This is a genomic window from Acinetobacter sp. YH12027 (assembly GCF_013420085.1).
GTDB lineage: Bacteria > Pseudomonadota > Gammaproteobacteria > Pseudomonadales > Moraxellaceae > Acinetobacter > Acinetobacter amyesii.
The window spans coordinates 1-19,139 of sequence record NZ_VOYW01000028.1; the positions used below are offsets into that span (position 1 = coordinate 1).

Consider the following 19,139-nt stretch of genomic DNA (forward strand, 5'->3'; position numbering starts at 1 on the left):
TTCCTAAGCATTACTCACCCGTCCGCCGCTAGAAATCGGTAGCAAGCTACCTATTCCCGCTCGACTTGCATGTGTTAAGCCTGCCGCCAGCGTTCAATCTGAGCCATGATCAAACTCTTCAGTTTAATACTTTGTAGCACCTTAAAGGGTGCCAATCTTGGCTCATCAATTACTGACAAAAATTTGCTCAAATAAACTTCGAGTAATTTCTACCATTAATCAATGAAAATAATTTCGATCGATCAACCAGTAAAAATCCACACAAGTTGTTCTTCATAATCTCTTAATGATCTTTCTAACATCTCGTCAATGCTAGAAGCTGGACTTCGATAAACTCAACAACTCAACGCTTCGCGTTTCGTTCGTTTCCGTCTATCTCGTCGGTATGGTGCTCATTATAGGGCAATTTCTTACACGTGCAAGTGCTTTTCACTCACAAAGAACATGAGTGTTTCATTTTTATGCACCATTATGGTTCAAAAAACACACTTTATTCACATAAATACATGATATTTATTACAAATATCATGTAAAATATTTTTCCTATTTTGTGTGCTTAGTTTTTTACAGGTGCTGCTTTAATCACCACACTCTGTATAACCACTGGGTTTACAGGGACATTTTGGTGCATTCCATAGTTCGCAGTTGGAACTTTTACGATTTTATCGACGATATCCATCCCTTTAGTGACCTTACCAAAAACAGCATATCCCGCATTCATTGCACTTTTATTGAGAAAGTCATTGTCTGCAACATTAATAAAGAACTGACTACTTGCTGAATCAGGATGATTCATCCGTGCCATTGCCAATGTGCCGCGCTTATTGCTCAAGCCATTACTTGATTCATTCTTAATAGCCGCTTTTGTTGGCTTCTCCTGCATTTTGACATCCATGCCCCCACCCTGAACCATAAATCCAGGAATCACGCGATGAAAGATCGTGCCGTTATAAAATTTTTCTTTTGCATAGCTTTCAAAGTTTTTAGCTGAGATAGGTGCCTTGTCATTGAATAGCTCAATTTCAATATTGCCTTGAGAGGTTTTCATTTCGACAATAGTATTGGCAGCAAAACTGCTTAAGCTCACACAGCCAAGTGCTGCGGTAAATAAAATCTGTTTTAACATTTGCTAACTCTTCTGGTTGATCTCGTACTTGTTATTGACTGTATATTAGTCTTTGATGATTAAAAAGTAATTATTCTGCCATTATTAAAACGAGAACAATGATGACGCAAATAATACCGTCGGACACTCCATTGACACATTTACCGCCTTGGCAATTGCGTGGCGATGCTTTTATTTTGAATTATTGGATCTCCCCGAGTTTTATCAAACAAGCGCAGATGTTCCGTTTAGCAACATCTCCTTTGGGTCGTGTGGTGCAGGTGTTATTGGTCCGATACCATGATTCGCCTGTGGGCCCTTATGACGAATTGCTAATTTTAGATCACCCTTTATGGAGTAAGAAAAGGTTATGTTCGATTCCTAAGATTTATGTTTCGACAGATATCTCTGTTATTCATGGTCAAAAACTCTGGGGTATTCCTAAAGAGTTGGCAAAGTTTGAATGGCAACAACATGACAATGAAGTGGTCTGTACTATAGAAGTTGAACAACACAAAATGCAGATCCGTTTAAAAAAATCACGTTCACTGCGTTCCTTCTATATTAATAGTCATCATATCCCTGCAGCGATGTTGCAAATCAGACAAGCGTGGGAAGGTAAGCGCTATCAATTTTCACCAAAGTTTCGCGGACGGCTATCTAAACTGAAACAGGTAGAATGGCATAACACACAGGACATTTTTCCAAATTTTTCTGAAGCACGATTATTGCAAAGCTTTTATGTCCCCGAATTTAGCCTCGTATTTCCTGCTGCAAAAATCCAAGATAAATAACCCAATAAATAAAAACCCAGTGTTTCACGTGAAACACTGGGTTTACTTTATATAAAGGAATGATTAGCTACGTTTATCCCAAAATTTACGGAACTTCGTACTGATCTCGATCACGTATTTTTTAGCTCGGTGCGAAACCGGGGTTAAATTGATAAAACCATGGGTTTGATCGGTATATTCTTGATAAAACACTTTCACCCCTTGCTGACGGAGTTTATGCGAATAAATTTCACCTTCGTCATGTAAAACATCATGCCCTGCCGTCACGATATACGCGGGTGCGATACCTGCCAATTTTCCATAGGTCGGTGAAATTAATGGATCATCCAAGGCCACTGCATGTTGTTCCGCATATAAAGCGGTTACGACATCAATATCTTTTTCAGTCAGAACCAGACCATCTTTATACGCATAGAAAGATGGGTGGCGACTCTTAAAATCCACTACTGGGTAAATTAATAGCTGAGCTTGCGGGGCAAAAACTTTTTGAGCACTGCGCTGTGCAACCGCAGTAGCAATATTGCCGCCTGCACTATCCCCTGCCACCGCAATTCGATTTTTTAGAATTTTAAACTGACGACTATTTTGATAAGTCCAAGCCAATGCATCTTCACAACTTTGCATTAATTGAGCTGGGCTGGCTTCTGGTGTTAAAGGATAATCAATACTTAAAACTTGTGTTTTGGCATGCACAGCCAATAAACGACAAACTTCATCATGCGTGTCTAAACCACCCACCACAAAACCACCACCATGATAAAACACGATCATCGGTAATTTTTTATTTGGAGCAGGATGATAATGACGCGCAAACAGCGTTGCACTTTGTAAAGGTAGACGTATATCTTGCACTTGTTTCACAAAGGTCGGCTTGGTCTTGATCGACTCCATCTGTAAATCAAATAATTTACGAGACTTCACATAGTCTTCGGTCACAAAGCCTGACTTACCTTGCTTGAGTTGAGCCGCCATCATGCATTTCACCAGCGGATCTAATTCTGGAAAAATAAACGGATAATCGAGACGTTTTGCGAGGCTTTCTTTGGCAAAGTTAGGAAGACGATCAAGTAACCGAGCAGCCGTACCTTGGCCTTTATCTTTCATATTTTTAAGTGATTCATTCAATGCAAACATGCTCTATCCTTCGAATTATGCTCTTCATACTTTCTACATGATCTAGGTCAAATGTGACCATATTCACATATAAGTCTCAACATCGACATACATAGTACAAACCTAGTTAAGCTAATCTTCTTTTATAGAGTTGTCATTGACAATTTACCCAAGTTTTATGGGTTGATTATGCTAACCCATTCTCGATAAAGGATACTCACCATGGCTAAAAAGATCATCCTTCTGTCTTTTGCGACTGCTTTTTTGGCTGTAGGCTGCGTAGCATTCCCTGAAGATGGTTACTACGATGGACGTTATGATCAACGTTATGACCGCCGTTATGATAATAATGATCGACGCTATGACAATCGTTATGATCGCCGTTACGACAGTCGTTATGAACAAGACCGCCGTACATGGGAACGTCAGCAACAACAACGTAATCGTTTAGAGCTCGAACGTAGAAAGCAGCAACTTGACCAGCGTAACTGGGAACAGAATCGTAAAAATCAACAAGAGTGGGATCGTCGTAAAAACGAACTCGAACGTCAACGTCTAGAGCAACAGCGTAAATACTCTGAAGCTGAACGTCGTAAACGTGCTGAACAAGATCGTCAAAAAGTCAGCAAAGAGCGTCAGCGCTTAGAAGAACAGCGCCGTAAAGCCAGTCAAGATCGTAGAAAACAAATTGAGCAAGAGCGCAAAAAAAATTTTCAAGATTTAAGAAAGGCATCAGATCAACAACGTAAAGCGGCTGAAGAACGTCGTCGCGCGTGGGAAAATCGCCGTTAATTGTTGTTTTTGCAGATCGGTTAAAAGTAAAAAGCTCATCTACATGATGGGCTTTTTTTTCGTTCACTAAAAATAGAAAAGGTAAAAAAAGCAATAGAAAAAAAATAGACAGAAGAGGCATCCTATCTTCTGTCTATTCTTGACTGCCTGTTGTTACAGGTCAGAGAGCATTAAACAATCTTATTGCTGAACTGTAGGTTGCGGTGCAGGCGCAGATTGAACTTCAGCACCTTGAGCTGATGGATCTGCTTGAACCACAGCACCCGATTGCTCTGTCGTTACAGATGCTTCAGTTGCAGACGTTACTTGTGCGGTTTCTGGAGATTCTACAGTTTCTTGAGACGTACAACCTACCGCAGCTAAACCAAAACCTAAAACTGCAACAGCGAATAAACCAATTTTTTTCATCTTCATTATTTCCTTCATTGAATCATTAAAAGCAAAGCTCAACTTTGCCCGAGTCATAATGGAAAATAATTCTGTGAAGTTCCCACCTTCTGAGTTGTACTTTTTACGAGGCACGGTACAGCTTATGAAACGTTTTATTAATTAGGCAGTTTTCTTTCATTTTGAGGCTTTACATCATTTATTTAACTCAAGTGCTTTGTTTTTTATTAATAAAATAAATATAAATGGTTTTAAATAAAGCGTGATCAGAGCTTTTGAATACAATAAATTCCAACAAAACTTGCAACTCAGTTACTTAAGTGGCTGTTTTTATAAATTTCATGCAAAAAAAAGCCTGCTTATGAGAGAAGCAGGCCATGAAAAACACATTCGAAATAAATTCGGAAACTACAGCGATAGAATCTGAAACAAAGAATACTGTGCTGATCATTTTTTGTGAAATATTTAATAAAACTGATACTAAGAGTTTTTATGTATAAATATTAACCACTATTTTTGAGGCAAAAAAAATGCTGATTCTTGGGAAATCAGCATGGAAAAGTGTTTCTAAAATCTAGAGGTAGTCACCATATCCCTCTCTCCAGTGGATATGGTCACTTCCGATAGATAAATTATGCAAATTTTCAGGCACAAAGAGAAACCGTTAAAATTTATGATGAAAATCTATAAATCCGATCAAAATATGATTATACATTTAAATCAATAATTTATATTTTCATAGAATTTAATTTTGCAGTCGATATTTGGCTGAAAAACCATTTTTTTGAATAAAAAACTGCATTTAATCGCTGACTTCGCTTGAATTTTTATCCCCTGCCCCGATTTCTTCTATTAATCATGAATTCAAAACGCATGGCAGTTACGCATCGATGTCGTTTGAACGCACAGCTATAAGGACTGAACATGTTTAAGAACCCATTTAAACGGAGTAAATCAATGGCGACTGAGCAAAACCAAGACGCTCAAGATCTTCAACAAGAGCAAGCAGAACAGCAAACTCAAGCTGAAAACGAGCAAGCTGAAGTTTCAGTTGAAGATTTACAAGCACAAATCACCAATTTAGAAGAAAGCTTAAAACTTGAAAAAGCACGTACTGCAAATGCCGTATATGAAGCGCAAAAAAGTGTAGAGCGTATTCAACGCGAATCTGAAAAGCATAAAGACACTGTGCTGGAAAAATTTGCAAAACAATTGCTTGATTCGGTTGATAACCTTGAACGTGCCATCGCTGCGGCAGGTGATGAAAAATCAGGTTTATCTGAAGGTGTAGAACTTACACTGAAATCATTGCTCAGCACTTTAGAAAAATTTGGTGTGGTTGCTGTGGATACTGCAAATGGTTTCAATGCAGATCTTCACCAAGCTGTGGGCATCGATCCAAATGCCAAATCGAATGAAATCGGGACAGTATTGCAAAAAGGCTATAGCTTAAACGGTCGTCTATTACGTCCAGCTATGGTTATGGTTGGTGCATAAACCCAAATTTTCTGAGACGAATTAAAAATTTTAACTAATATTACTTGAAAATTTTTGATTGGCTCTCATATCGGATAACAAGTAAATCCCTTTTTATTTCCCTTTGAGAAAGGGAAGAGTTTGGGAATAAAAGAATTTTAGAGGAAACATCCAAATGGCGAAAATCATTGGTATTGACTTAGGTACTACAAACTCTTGCGTAGCAGTACTTGAAGGCGACAAAGTAAAAGTAATCGACAACGCTGAAGGCGCTCGTACAACCCCATCTATTATTGCGTATAAAGATGGCGAGATCCTTGTCGGTCAATCTGCTAAGCGTCAAGCAGTGACTAACCCTAAAAACACATTATTTGCAATCAAACGTTTGATCGGTCGTAAGTACCAAGACCAAGCTGTGCAAAAAGATATCGGCCTTGTACCTTACAAAATCATCAAAGCTGACAATGGCGATGCTTGGGTTGACGTAAACGACAAGAAACTTGCACCACAACAAATCTCTGCTGAAATCTTGAAAAAGATGAAAAAAACAGCTGAAGACTACCTTGGTGAAACAGTAACTGAAGCGGTAATTACTGTTCCTGCGTACTTTAACGATGCTCAACGTCAAGCAACGAAAGATGCAGGTAAAATTGCTGGTTTAGATGTTAAACGTATCATCAACGAACCAACGGCTGCTGCACTTGCGTTCGGTATGGACAAAAAAGAAGGCGACCGTAAAGTTGCGGTTTACGACTTAGGTGGTGGTACTTTCGACGTATCAATCATTGAAATCGCTGACCTTGATGGCGACCAACAAATCGAAGTATTGTCTACAAACGGTGATACATTCCTTGGTGGTGAAGACTTCGATAATGCATTAATTGAATACTTGGTTGAAGAGTTCAAGAAAGAACAAAGCGTAAACTTGAAACAAGATCCTCTTGCACTTCAACGTTTAAAAGAAGCTGCTGAAAAAGCAAAAATCGAGCTTTCTTCTTCGAATGCAACAGAAATCAACCTTCCATACATCACAGCAGATGCGACTGGTCCTAAACACTTAGTGATCAACGTGACTCGCTCTAAACTTGAAGGTTTAGTTGCTGAATTGGTTGCTCGTACAATTGAACCATGTAAGATTGCACTTAAAGATGCAGGTCTTTCAACCTCTGACATCTCTGACGTAATCTTGGTGGGTGGTCAGTCTCGTATGCCACTTGTACAACAAAAAGTACAAGAGTTCTTCGGCCGTGAGCCACGTAAAGACGTGAACCCAGATGAAGCTGTAGCGATGGGTGCTGCGATTCAAGGTGCAGTACTTTCAGGTGATAAAACTGACGTACTTCTTCTTGACGTAACTCCATTGACTCTTGGTATCGAAACAATGGGTGGCGTGTTAACAGCAATCATCGAGAAAAACACCACGATTCCTGCGAAGAAATCTCAAGTGTTCTCAACTGCTGCTGACAACCAACCTGCTGTAGACATTTCAGTTTACCAAGGTGAACGTAAAATGGCTCAACAAAACAAATTGTTAGGTAACTTCCAATTAGGCGATATCCCACCTGCTCCACGTGGTGTGCCACAAATTGAAGTATCTTTCGACATCAACGCTGATGGTATCTTGAAAGTATCTGCGAAAGACAAGAGCACTGGTAAAGAGCAATCAATTCAAATTAAAGCAAACTCAGGTTTGAGCGATGCTGAAATTGAAGCGATGATCAAAGATGCTGAAGCGAATGCTGAAGAAGACCGTAAATTTGAAGAATTAGCGAAAGCACGTAACGAAGCTGACGCGTTGATCTCTTCTGCTCAAAAAGCGGTGAAAGATCTTGGCGAACAAGTCACTGCAGACGAAAAAACTGCAATTGAAACTGCATCAGCTGAGCTTGAAGCGGCTACGAAAGAAAATGACGTAGAAGAAATCAAAGCGAAAACTGAAGCACTTCAAAACATCATCATGCCGATCACTCAACGTGCTTATGAAGCTGCACAAGGTCAAGGCGGTGCTGAAGGTTTTGATCCTAACGCTTTCCAAGGCGCTGAAGGTCAAGCTCAAAAAGCAGATGACGGCGTTGTAGATGCTGAGTTCACTGAAGTTAAAGATGACAAAAAATAATTTGTCGCTTTAACCGAGTTTTTCAAAGCTCAAAAAGACCGCGCGAAAGCGCGGTTTTTTTGTGGATGATTTTATCTGCATCAGGCAATATTCAAATAACACGCAAACGTTCAAACAGCCACATTCTTCTCGACTCACTATCAATCTAAACTTAGATTTGCATAGCGCTAAATTTCAGTTAAATTAATGCAAAATAATCAAGTTTTGCGACGCTATGCGTTTGATTTTAATTATTGTTGTCATCGTTTTGAGTACTTGGTGGATCTATCAAACCAAGCAGCATCCTCAACTGAAATTTAATTCAATTTCAGATCGACTTTTACACCCTCTCGATACCCGACTGCGTTATCGGGTTGCTGATGTCGATCCGCGTTTTGGATTAAGCCAGCAACAAGTCATTCAACTTAGCCAAGAAGCCGCAGAGATATGGCATAAAGGGACACTCAAACCGTTATTTATCTATGACCCAAATGCACAACTGGCGATCCATCTAATTTATGATGATCGCCAAGAACAATACAATGCCTATAAGCAAGTCCAAAAGACCTTAGCCGCAGATAAAGCCCGTAATGATTTATATGCCGAGAACTTAGCAAATTCGAGAAAAGGTCTGGAGATGAATGAGCAACAGCTCCGATCAAAACAAGCCATGATTCGTGCGGAAATCGCACAGCTGTCGCAAGAACGTATGAATTGGAGCCGAATAGAGCATGCACAAGGCCCCAATATGCAACGCGTTGAAAGAGAACTTGAGCAAGTTAAAGCACAAGCGATGCAATTAGACCAAGAAATAGATCGATTTAATCAGCAAAATGATCAATTTAACCAACAAGTCTTAAGCTATAACCAGCAAATCGATCAATATAATGCAGGCGTGATACAAGCCAGTCAGCGCTTTCCTGCTCAAGAGTTTCATAAAGGTGTCTTTATGGGCGATCAGATTCAGATTTATCAATTTGATGCCGAAGATGATTTACGCCTTACCCTTGCCCACGAACTCGGACATGCTCTCGGCTTATCTCACCATAATGACCCTGCTGCATTAATGTACCCAATCTTAGGCGCGCAACAATTAGAAAACTTTAAACTGATGCCAGCAGACCAAGGCTTACTATATTATCGTTAGAACACCCTGAGCAAAAAAAACCATACAATCTATAAGGATATTATAGGATTCACCAACAATAATTAGCATTTCATGTTATTGTTGATTTGCAATAATTCCCTTATATCAATGACATCTTACGTGGAGAGCAATGTGAGTTACTACCATATCTTAATTGAAGTGAATGACCACATCAGCACGATTGAACAAACCCGTGATATTGAGATTTTTGATATTACAGACATTCAACCTTATCTCCATGCGGTACTTTTACCCTTTTTTAATGAGCAATTAATTGAGCTCGAAGACGAAAATCTTGAGCTTAAAGATGTCTTGCATTTACAGGTCAAACAAACCCTATTGCCGATCCGTGACCTCATCGAAGAAGAACAACGCCTGCTTCCGAGTGATACCGATGTCACCATTACGGCATATGAAATTTTTAATAATTATCAATTGACTCAAGACGTGACTACCGTAATTTTAGATCTATTAGAAGCACTAAAATTTGAAGCCTAATATCGATTTTAAACATTAAAAAAGCCCTCTAAATGAGGGCTTTTTTATGGCTCAATTCATCATCGCGATTAGATCGAGAATGAAGATCCACATCCACACGTGGTTGTCGCATTCGGGTTTTGAACCACAAATCGAGAACCCTCTAAACCTTCAATATAGTCGACTGTTGAACCAACTAAATATTGATAGCTCAGTGAATCAACCAACATCTTCACATCACCATTGATAAATTCAGCATCATCTTCGTTTTGGCTTTCAGCAAAATTAAACCCATATGAGAAACCTGAACAACCACCACCAGTCACATATACACGTAACATAAGGTCTTGATTACCTTCACTCTCACGCAATTGGCGTACTTTATTGGCAGCATTGTCAGTCAGCACAAGTGCTTGAGCATTCATGATGGATTCCTCTGAGTCATTGGGGTGTCTTTAAAAAGAAAAGACCATATTTCAAGTATAACATACTCAATATATGGTCAGTCTTCACAGTTTAAAGTTAAATCAGAGTATTTTTCTCAAGATTCATTTAAAACTTATTTATAGTTTTCTTCCTGTAATGCGCATTCGAAGTTTTTAGGGTCTTGTTTACAGCGGAATTGCCATAATAGTTTCATCATTCGCTTGTCGTAGATACCACGTTTAGTCAAATCGATACGCGCTTCACGCATCATTTTTTGATAACCAGCTTTGTCTGCTGTTGGAACATCCATCCAATATTTGGCTGGAATTTCTGACTTCATTTTGCCTAATATCGTGAATGCACGAGGTAATTGTGTTTTGACCCAATCACGTGATTTTTGCCCATACCCCGCTGGGAATTTATCTGGGCGAATAATAATATTTCCCGTCACTTGTAAAATTGGATAATTAACAATTGCACCTTTACTACCTAAACCTTTATGTAACTCCAAGGGTTTAAACACCGCTGCAGGTGCACCAATAATATCCACCTGACCATTGTTAAATTTAGAGCCAAAATTGGTCACGTCAGCACTGACCGCTTGAGCCCCCACCTGTTGCACCATAATTTTCTGCGCTTCATCATAATCAAGCACCGCAATTTTTTTACCTGCTGCTTTAGCGACAGTATTGATACTACGGTCATTCACCAACAGGTAGGCATCACCTACAGGAATCACACCTACCACTTCATATTTACTATTGACCATGCTCTTTGCAAACGTTGGACTCGCAAGGCCTTGCATCACTTTAACCGCAAGTTTCAAATCTGGAATTGCACCAATCGCATCTAAAGAACCGGTAAAATTATTAAATTGACGACCACGCATACCTGTGACACTGATCCCATCACATTTACCGGCTTTAAAATCTTCCGCAATCACCGCTTCATTTTGACTGACGCGGAGCTCAATGTCTGCGCCCCAGTTTTTTGCCGCCAATTGGTAATCTCTCATCAGGGTAAAAACATCACCATTTTTACCAACCAAATCAAATACACACACCACTTGCTTTGCTTGAGCTACGCCATTCACCGCCATTAACGCAGCAGCAATACTCAATGCCTTTGTCCATTGTTTCATACTGACTTTCCTTGTTTTTTACTGTTTTTGTTTTAACCATTTTTTGATTTTTGGGTCATGCGGAGTATGATTAAATATACTCACAGCCCTCGATTTCAATTTAGATTACCTGAATATTTTGCTGACTCAATGGCGAAAATGACCTGTGCATTTGCGAAAAAAAGCCCGGATAAATCCAGGCTTTTTTCTTTAAATATCAGTTTATTCGCCGCTAAGTGAACATTCAAAATTGGCTTTATCGACAGAACAACGTGCCTTTTTCAATACTGACATCATGCCCGCATCATAAATGCCACGTTTCGTCATATCCATACGACCTTCACGCAATAATTTTTGATATTTGGTTTTATCTTCTGCACTTAAGTTAAGTTTATATTTCGCAGGAATACCCGCCTCTAAACGGTTAATCATCGCAATACTCTTCGGTAAATGTTTCACAAACCAATCACGAGATTTTTGACCAAAGCCTGCTGGGAACTGATCAGGACGAATAATAAAGTCCGCGGTCACTTGTAAAACTGGGAAGTTAAACATCGCACCATTGGTACCTAAACCTTTATAGATCTCTAATGGTTTGTAGGCATATGCAGGCGCACCCACCATATCCACCTGACCATTATTAAACTTCGCCACAAAGTTAGATACATCTGAAATCACAGCTTGAGCGCCGACACGTTGCACCATGATTTTTTGTGCTTCGTCATAGCCTAATACTGCAAACTTTTTACCTGCCGCTTTTTCAATTGAGTCAATTTTCTTGTCTTTGACAAAGATGAATGCTGAACCCAATGGGGCAATACCCGCCACTTCGTATTTCTTACCACCTAGATTGCTGACCATTTTTGCAGCATTACGTTGGTCTAATGCAAAGGTAATCGCACGTTGCGCAATCGCATTGCTCGGTGCGCCACCCAGCGCATCAATAGAGCCTGCAAATTTATTGTACTGACGGGCACGCATCGCCGTCATAAATACGCCGTCACATTTCCCTGCTTTAAAGTCATTATCAGCTACTGCTTCGTCTTGACGCGGAATTAAGTTAATTTCAGCACCCCAGCCTTTTGCTGCAAGCGCCCATTCCTGAGCCATTTGGTATGACTCACCTGACTTACCCAGTAAGTCAAATACACAGATATCTACTTTTGCTGCCTGAGCTGAACCAGCAAAGCCAATTGCAGCAAATGTAGCCAATGATAGGAGCGTTTTTTTCATTCTATTTTCCTTTCAAATCTTTTTATGGTTCAGAGGTGTCCTTACACAACGCCGATATTAAGCAAGTTAATTTAAAAAAAATAGAGCATTTACTCCATTTATTTATGTCATTTTGGCACATTCTGTTTTTTTGTGATTAATATCACTTTTTTATTTAAGGCAAAATTATAAATATAATCATCATGTTGTATGCAAAAAAGGCTTTTTGCATTTACAGCGTTTGCATCAAAATTTACAAAGAAATACAGAAAAAAGCTTATTCACCCGCCACTGAACACTCAAAATTGGTTCGCTCAATCGTACAACGGGCTTTTTTCAGTACCGTCATCATAGTGGAGTCATAGATCCCTTGTTTGGTTAAATCCATCCGTCCTTCACGCAATATTTTCTGATACTTCAACTGATCATCTTTGCTGAGATTCATCTTATATTTTGCAGGAATTTCAGCTTCCATGCGTTTTACCATGGCAAAACTTTTTGGTAATTGCTTAACGAACCATTGCCGAGAAGGCTCTGCAAAACCATCTGGGAATTTATTGTTACGAATAATCAGGTCTGCCGTGACATTCACCACAGGAAAATTAACCATCGCCCCAGTAGTGCCTAAGCCTTTTGAAATTTCGAGTGGCTTAAAGGCATAAGCCGGCGCAGCCACAATTTCAACTTCGGCCTGATTAAATTTGCGAATAAAATTGGAAATTTCCGACATGACTGGCACAGCGCCGACACGGTCGACCATCTCTTTTTGCGCATAGTCATAATGCAAAATGGCAAATTTTTTACCTTCAGCTTTTTCTAAATTATTGATATTGCGATCACGGACAAAAATATAGGCTGAACCAATTTGCCCAATCCCTGCCACTTCATAACTATCTTTACCTGAATTGGTAATCAGTCGCTTACTGTTCCGCTTATCTAAGACATAGGTAATGGCTTTTTGTGCGATGGTATTGTTCGGTACACCGCCAATGGCATCAATCGAACCAGCAAATTTGTTATACGCACGTGCCCGCATCGAGGTCATATAAAATGCGTCACATTTCCCTTCTTTAAAATCTTTATCGACTTTGGATTCATCTTGATATGAAATCAGTTGAACTTGTGCTCCCCATGCCTTACTGGCTAGAGACCACTCTTCCATTAGCTTATAAGATTCCCCTGCTTTTCCAAGTAAATCGAACACACAGACCTTCTGATTGGCATAGCTTTGTGCAGACATCACACCTGAAAGAAGCGATAAAATTAAAATCCCTTTTCTCATTTCTTATATTCCCAATATGTTTTATTAATCCATTTAAAACAACAACTTGAAATATTTTTTTAATACTAAAGCCCATTCAATATACCTAAATACGTGGAATCTGTCACATTTTTTCAGATGGTTGCGATGCTTTGTTTTTTCTTTTGCAAAGCCATCCATTAGAATAGCCTCACATTCTTCTTGTTTAGTTAGTTCCATGATTCAGTTAGACCAACTTTCCATTCGTCGCGGTGGGCGTGTTTTATTTCAAAAAGCATCTATGCAATTGCATCCAGGCTGGAAAATCGGCTTAACCGGTGTAAATGGTGCAGGTAAATCGACTCTTTTTTCTGCACTTTTAGGTGGAATGGAATCTGATGGTGGTTCATTAACTCGTCCTGCGGTATGGACCGTCGCGCATATGGCGCAAGAAATCAAAGCGCTCGATATGAAAGCGATTGATTTCGTTCTTTCAGGCGATGAAGAATATTGGGATATACAACATAAACTTGAACATCCAGAACAATTAGACAATGAAGCGCTGGCACACTTATATGGCCGATTTGATGAAATCCATGGCTATACAGCTCCATCAAAAGCCTCACAACTGATGGCCGGCCTGGGTTTCTTTGAACATCAGTCCCAGCTCAATGTTTCAAGCTTTTCAGGTGGTTGGCGTATGCGTTTAAACCTTGCGCGTACCCTAATGAGCCGTTCTGACCTGTTATTACTCGATGAGCCAACCAACCACTTAGACTTAGATGCGATTTTGTGGTTAGAAGATTGGTTAAAAGCTTACGAAGGCACACTGATCTTAATTTCACATGACCGTGATTTCTTAGATGCGGTGACTGATCATATTTTACACATCGAAAATCAAGAGCTGACGCTTTACACCGGTAACTATTCAACCTTTGAACGCACCCGTTCTGAGCGCTTGGCACAACAACAACAAGCCTATGAAAAACAACTTGAAACCCGTGCACATCTCCAAAAATTTATTGACCGTTTTAAAGCTAAAGCCACTAAAGCTAAGCAGGCTCAAAGTCGTATTAAACAATTAGAACGCATGCAGGAACTTTCTGCTGCACATGTCGATACGCCATTTACCTTTAGTTTCCGTGAGCCAACCAAAATGAGCTCACCACTGTTACAAATGGAACATGTCGACATTGGCTATGGTGACAAACTGATTGCCACCAATGTGAATTTACAGATTACCCCAAACAGTCGTATTGGTTTACTGGGAATGAATGGTGCTGGTAAATCAACCTTAATTAAATCCTTGGTTGGTGATCTTCCCTTATTACAAGGGACACGCAAAGCCTCGGAACTGTTGAATATTGGCTATTTTGCACAGCATCAAATGGATGCTTTAGATGGCAATGCCAGCCCAATGTTGCAATTATCTCGAATCGCTGACAAAAAAATCAGTGAAGCTGCATTACGTTCATTCTTAGGCAGCTTTGGTTTTAGTGGCGAACGCATGGATACACCAAGTAAAGGCTTTTCAGGCGGTGAACGAGCACGATTGGCTTTGGCTTTGATTGTTTGGCAACGTCCCAATGTTTTAATTCTAGATGAACCGACCAACCATTTAGACCTTGATATGCGTCATGCCCTAACAATGGCGCTGCAAGATTTTGAAGGTGCTGTGGTTTTGGTTTCGCATGAACGTCAATTGATTGCCAGCGTTTGTGACGAATTATTGTTGGTACATCATGGAAAATGTCGCGAATTTGATGGTGACCTCGTGGCTTATGCCGATTGGCTGCGTCAAGCACGGATTGACATGATGAAAAATAGTCAACAAGCCCCGACTCCCATCAAATCTCAAGTTGAAACTAAACCGACGATTTCCAAAGTCGATAAAGAAGCGCAGCGCAAAGAAGCTGCACGTCAGCGTGAATTGACCCGCCCGATTCGTAAAAACATTGAAAAAAATGAAGCGCAAATCAGCAAAATTCAGCCACGCTTAAACGAAATCGAGGAATTATTAGCAGACAGTGCTTTATATGAAGCCAGTCGTAAAGATGACTTACTAAAACTGATGAATGAGCAAACAGAGTTAAAAGCCAAACTCGAATCTGTCGAAGAGCAAATGCTTGAATTAATGATGGAATTAGAAGAAATGGAAAGTAGTTTTGAGGCTTAATTTAAAAAGCAAAACCCTAGATTTGCATTATTAAGAAAACCTAACTTAAGCTCAAAAAATCAATCGCCGTGAAATTTAAATGTTCCACGGCGATTTTTTATTTATACTTCATAATAATAATCACACTATAAATCTAAAAAATATTCAAAAAATCGAAAGTTCCTAGCCAGCTAGTTATTGCATCGTTAAGGCATTTTTATTCGGGAAGAAACTAAAAATTGAGCGATAGCTTTCCCCCTACTTACACAAATAAATTCAAAAGTCTACTTCACATCAAACACATTGCTATAGTTATCCACAAAAGCCACTTTTAAATTCAAATCTTGGTTTTAAATTCATTTTTATTTTTTAAATTCAAAACATCGAACCACTTTTTTGTGGATAAATATTTTTAAATGATATTATCCACAATTATAAATAACTTTGATGTTGAACACTATTAAATGTGAAAATTCACAAAACTTATCCACATTTATAAGATGGATGTGTTTTATCTCTACTGACTACATCAATTTAAACTTTTTATTGTTTAAGATAAGGCAGAAGGATGGGCTTTTTTTGCCTTTAAAAAGCGTAATTCTTGTATTTTCCAGCTTTGATCAAAATGCCAGATTTCCTGTATTTGCTGCTGTGTTTCAGCTAAACCAATTAAAATTTTGCACTCCGTTTGGTCACGATTAAACTCATATTCTTCAAATTCTACGTCTGGTTTTTGTGGTTTCCAAACCCCATTTTTCACTGCATGTGCAATACGTTCATAGCGGACATAATTACTTTCGACACGCCCGTCTTGCTCATAAACCACCTTAAAGTGCTCATCTTCGTATTCGGCTAAAACAGTATAATTTCCGGTAAAAAATGCATTTACCCAGATGTCACGAATGTGTTCAAGTTGATTGTCCATCATATATAGACCTCTTATTTTTAGCTGCTAAGTTCAAATAGATTTGAGCTTAGCATCAGAATAAGTCAATTTTATAAAACACAAATTGGCGATTTAATATTCAATTTTATTTAAGATAGCACAAAAAAAAGCACTCCGAAGAGTGCTTTTTTGAATGATTCTGTAATCAGAATTTAGGCATCAATATCCGCATTTAACGCATTTTCTTCAATGAAAGCACGACGTGGTTCCACATCATCACCCATCAAGCAAGAGAACATACGATCAGCTTCAATCGCATCCTGTACCGTTACTTGCAGCATGTTACGGTTCTCAGGATCCATCGTAGTTTCCCAAAGCTGTTCAGCATTCATCTCACCCAAACCTTTATAGCGCTGAATCATCATGCCACGGCGTGAGTCTTGTAAGATGTTTTGCCAAACCTGATGGAAGCTGCTCACTGGAATTTTGCGCTCGCCTTTTTGTAGGTAAGCACCTTCTTCCAATAAGGTGAACCAACTCTTCGAATTTTTGAGTAAACGCGCATATTCACCTGAACCCAATAGACCTGAATCTAACAAGTATTGGTGCGGTAAATTATGAACATAGATGGTAATACGCGGGAAATAGGTCGCTGACTTATTGCCTTCAGTATCTTCATGCTCAAACGTTTCTAAGCTTAATTCAGGACGTAAGCTTGGTTGAGTTTTCTCAATATTGGCACGTAGTTGCTCACCCCAAGTCTGTACATAGTCTTGGTTATTTGCTTGATCTAACTTAAAGCCTTCTACTGCCAATAAACCATCCAACACACTTGCAGGATAACGTACAGTCAGACGATGCAAACTCTTTTGAGAGGTTTGATAATCCGCAATCACACCCGCTAAAGCCTCACCACGAATGGCAGGTGCTTCTGCACTGATGTGTAATTCAAGCTCATCAATTGCATTTGAAATCAGGTAAGTCTCAAGTGCATCATTATCTTTAATGTACTGTTCTTGCTTGCCTTTTTTCAGCTTATACAACGGTGGCTGTGCAATATAAATATATCCACGTTCCACAAGTTCTGGCATTTGACGGAAGAAGAAGGTCAATAGTAGCGTACGAATGTGCGAACCATCGACGTCGGCATCGGTCATGATGATGATTTTGTGATAACGCAGTTTGTCTGGGTTATATTCCTCACGGCCAATACCACAGCCTAAAGCGGTAATCAATGTTCCCACTTCTTGAGAAGAAATCATCTTGTCAAAACGTGCACGTTCCACGTTGAGGATTTTACCTTTCAGCGGCAAAATCGCTTGCATCTTACGGTTACGGCCTTGTTTTGCAGAACCGCCCGCAGAGTCACCTTCGACTAAGTAAAGTTCAGACAATGCAGGATCTTTTTCCTGACAATCGGCCAATTTACCTGGCAAACCAGCAATATCCAGCGCACTCTTACGACGTGTCATTTCACGTGCTTTACGTGCTGCATCACGCGCACGTGCTGCATCAATAATCTTGCCTGCAATCGATTTAGCGGCTTGTGGGTTCTCTAAAAGATATTCAGAGAACGATTTATTCATGGCTTGCTCAACCGCAGTTTTCACTTCGCTCGACACCAATTTTTCTTTGGTTTGCGAAGAGAATTTTGGATCAGGCACTTTCACCGAAACAATCGCAGTTAAACCTTCACGTGCATCATCACCAGAAACCGCCACTTTCTCTTTTTTGAGTAAGTTTTCGCTTTCCATGTAGCTGTTTAAGCCACGGGTTAATGCAGCACGGAAACCCGCTAAATGCGTACCGCCATCTTTTTGTGGAATGTTGTTGGTAAAGCAACGAACATTTTCCTGATAAGAATCGTTCCACTGCAATGCAACTTCTACACCAATGCCATTATCCGCTTGAGTGGTAAAATGGAAGATATCATTCAGATGAGTTTTGCCTTGGTTGATATATTTCACAAACTCAGACAAACCACCTTCATAGTCATAAACGTGCTCTAAATTGATACGTTCGTCACGTAGCACAATTCGCACACCTGCATTCAGGAACGATAATTCACGTAAACGACGCGCCAAAATATCGACATTAAAAATCGTTTGACTGAAGGTTTCAGCACTTGGCCAGAAACGTACACGTGTACCTGTACGATCTGTCTCACCCACCACTTTTAATGGATACACGGAATCACCGTGTTTATATTCTTGCTGGTGGATTTGACCTGCACGATGAATGGTTAATTCGAGCTTGCTTGAAAGCGCATTCACCACGGATACACCTACACCGTGTAGACCGCCTGAAACTTTATAGCTGTTATCGTCAAATTTACCGCCCGCATGCAGAATCGTCAAAATCACTTCTGCTGCAGAAACACCTTCTTCTGGGTGAATGTCGGTAGGAATACCACGACCGTTATCCGATACGCTTACAGATTCATCTTCATGAATGGTTACATTGATCTCGTCACAATGACCTGCCAACGCTTCATCAATTGAGTTATCGACAACTTCAAACACCATGTGGTGTAGGCCAGTACCATCGTCAGTATCACCAATATACATGCCCGGACGCTTACGTACAGCGTCTAGACCACGTAATACTTTGATGCTAGAGGAATCATAAGCTTTTTCTATGGTTTGTTCTGTTTGAGAAGCAGCTTGATCTTCTGAACTCATGGTTTCTCCCTAGTGAAAAATAGGTCTATCCAA

Annotated in this window: 16 protein-coding genes and 1 rRNA gene; 7 read left to right on the forward strand and 10 right to left on the reverse strand. The window is 39.7% G+C overall.

Annotated elements, in window-relative coordinates; genetic code table 11:
• Both FTT94_RS10985 and FTT94_RS10990 read right to left on the reverse strand, forming a co-directional pair.
• Nucleotides 1–125: ribosomal RNA gene (locus FTT94_RS10985) — 16S ribosomal RNA — on the reverse strand; the annotation flags it as partial.
• 431 nt (nt 126–556) lie between these two features.
• Nucleotides 557–1,126 carry a peptidylprolyl isomerase gene (locus tag FTT94_RS10990; protein WP_180005529.1) on the reverse strand — a complete coding sequence of 190 codons (570 nt, stop codon included), beginning with the start codon at nt 1,124–1,126 and terminating at the stop codon, nt 557–559.
• Between the two features lie 101 nt (nt 1,127–1,227).
• Here FTT94_RS10990 and FTT94_RS10995 point away from each other — a divergent pair, with 101 nt between their 5' ends.
• Complete coding sequence (locus FTT94_RS10995; protein ID WP_180170808.1) at nt 1,228–1,899, forward strand: acetoacetate decarboxylase family protein; 672 nt, start codon at nt 1,228–1,230, stop codon at nt 1,897–1,899.
• A gap of 63 nt (nt 1,900–1,962) precedes the next feature.
• Here the strand turns inward: FTT94_RS10995 and FTT94_RS11000 are convergent, their stop codons facing one another.
• Complete coding sequence (locus FTT94_RS11000; RefSeq protein ID WP_180027164.1) at nt 1,963–3,033, reverse strand: alpha/beta hydrolase; 1,071 nt, start codon at nt 3,031–3,033, stop codon at nt 1,963–1,965.
• A 201-nt stretch (nt 3,034–3,234) separates the two neighbouring features.
• Here FTT94_RS11000 and FTT94_RS11005 point away from each other — a divergent pair, with 201 nt between their 5' ends.
• Nucleotides 3,235–3,804 carry a hypothetical protein gene (locus FTT94_RS11005; protein ID WP_180170795.1) on the forward strand — a complete coding sequence of 190 codons (570 nt, stop codon included), beginning with the start codon at nt 3,235–3,237 and terminating at the stop codon, nt 3,802–3,804.
• 180 nt (nt 3,805–3,984) lie between these two features.
• Here FTT94_RS11005 and FTT94_RS11010 read toward each other — a convergent pair whose 3' ends face one another.
• The gene (locus FTT94_RS11010) at nt 3,985–4,212 is read right to left on the reverse strand and encodes a hypothetical protein (RefSeq protein WP_228144800.1); all 228 of its coding nucleotides are present in this window, start codon (nt 4,210–4,212) and stop codon (nt 3,985–3,987) included.
• 936 nt (nt 4,213–5,148) lie between these two features.
• Between FTT94_RS11010 and grpE the strand changes: the two genes are divergently transcribed.
• The 4 genes from grpE (at nt 5,149) to FTT94_RS11030 (ending at nt 9,407) form a co-directional block, all read left to right on the forward strand.
• Nucleotides 5,149–5,688, forward strand: coding sequence for a nucleotide exchange factor GrpE (gene grpE / locus FTT94_RS11015; RefSeq protein WP_078189495.1), 540 nt, complete (start codon nt 5,149–5,151; stop codon nt 5,686–5,688).
• A 154-nt stretch (nt 5,689–5,842) separates the two neighbouring features.
• A complete protein-coding gene (dnaK, locus tag FTT94_RS11020) occupies nt 5,843–7,783 on the forward strand; it encodes a molecular chaperone DnaK (protein WP_168379527.1) in 1,941 nt (646 codons plus the stop codon).
• 214 nt (nt 7,784–7,997) lie between these two features.
• Nucleotides 7,998–8,909, forward strand: coding sequence for a matrixin family metalloprotease (locus FTT94_RS11025; RefSeq protein WP_180170796.1), 912 nt, complete (start codon nt 7,998–8,000; stop codon nt 8,907–8,909).
• 120 nt (nt 8,910–9,029) lie between these two features.
• Nucleotides 9,030–9,407, forward strand: a complete 378-nt coding sequence (locus FTT94_RS11030) for a hypothetical protein (protein WP_180170797.1) — start codon at nt 9,030–9,032, stop codon at nt 9,405–9,407.
• 68 nt (nt 9,408–9,475) lie between these two features.
• On the opposite strand, the gene erpA is transcribed toward FTT94_RS11030, so the two are convergent.
• The 4 genes from erpA to FTT94_RS11050 form a co-directional block, all read right to left on the reverse strand.
• Complete coding sequence (erpA, locus tag FTT94_RS11035) at nt 9,476–9,811, reverse strand: iron-sulfur cluster insertion protein ErpA (RefSeq protein ID WP_078194440.1); 336 nt, start codon at nt 9,809–9,811, stop codon at nt 9,476–9,478.
• A gap of 134 nt (nt 9,812–9,945) precedes the next feature.
• Complete coding sequence (locus FTT94_RS11040) at nt 9,946–10,953, reverse strand: putative solute-binding protein (RefSeq protein ID WP_180074173.1); 1,008 nt, start codon at nt 10,951–10,953, stop codon at nt 9,946–9,948.
• A gap of 201 nt (nt 10,954–11,154) precedes the next feature.
• The gene (locus tag FTT94_RS11045; RefSeq protein ID WP_180170798.1) at nt 11,155–12,165 is read right to left on the reverse strand and encodes a putative solute-binding protein; all 1,011 of its coding nucleotides are present in this window, start codon (nt 12,163–12,165) and stop codon (nt 11,155–11,157) included.
• A gap of 256 nt (nt 12,166–12,421) precedes the next feature.
• Nucleotides 12,422–13,426 (reverse strand): putative solute-binding protein, encoded by a 1,005-nt coding sequence (locus FTT94_RS11050; protein ID WP_180022815.1) that lies wholly within the window; start codon nt 13,424–13,426, stop codon nt 12,422–12,424.
• A 196-nt stretch (nt 13,427–13,622) separates the two neighbouring features.
• Between FTT94_RS11050 and FTT94_RS11055 the strand changes: the two genes are divergently transcribed.
• A complete protein-coding gene (locus FTT94_RS11055) occupies nt 13,623–15,560 on the forward strand; it encodes an ATP-binding cassette domain-containing protein (RefSeq protein ID WP_180170799.1) in 1,938 nt (645 codons plus the stop codon).
• A gap of 529 nt (nt 15,561–16,089) precedes the next feature.
• On the opposite strand, the gene FTT94_RS11060 is transcribed toward FTT94_RS11055, so the two are convergent.
• Together FTT94_RS11060 and gyrB are read right to left on the reverse strand one after the other, a co-directional pair.
• Nucleotides 16,090–16,467 (reverse strand): hypothetical protein, encoded by a 378-nt coding sequence (locus FTT94_RS11060; protein ID WP_180065692.1) that lies wholly within the window; start codon nt 16,465–16,467, stop codon nt 16,090–16,092.
• 170 nt (nt 16,468–16,637) lie between these two features.
• Nucleotides 16,638–19,106, reverse strand: a complete 2,469-nt coding sequence (gene gyrB / locus FTT94_RS11065; RefSeq protein WP_180005501.1) for a DNA topoisomerase (ATP-hydrolyzing) subunit B — start codon at nt 19,104–19,106, stop codon at nt 16,638–16,640.
• Between the last annotated feature and the right edge of the window lie 33 nt (nt 19,107–19,139).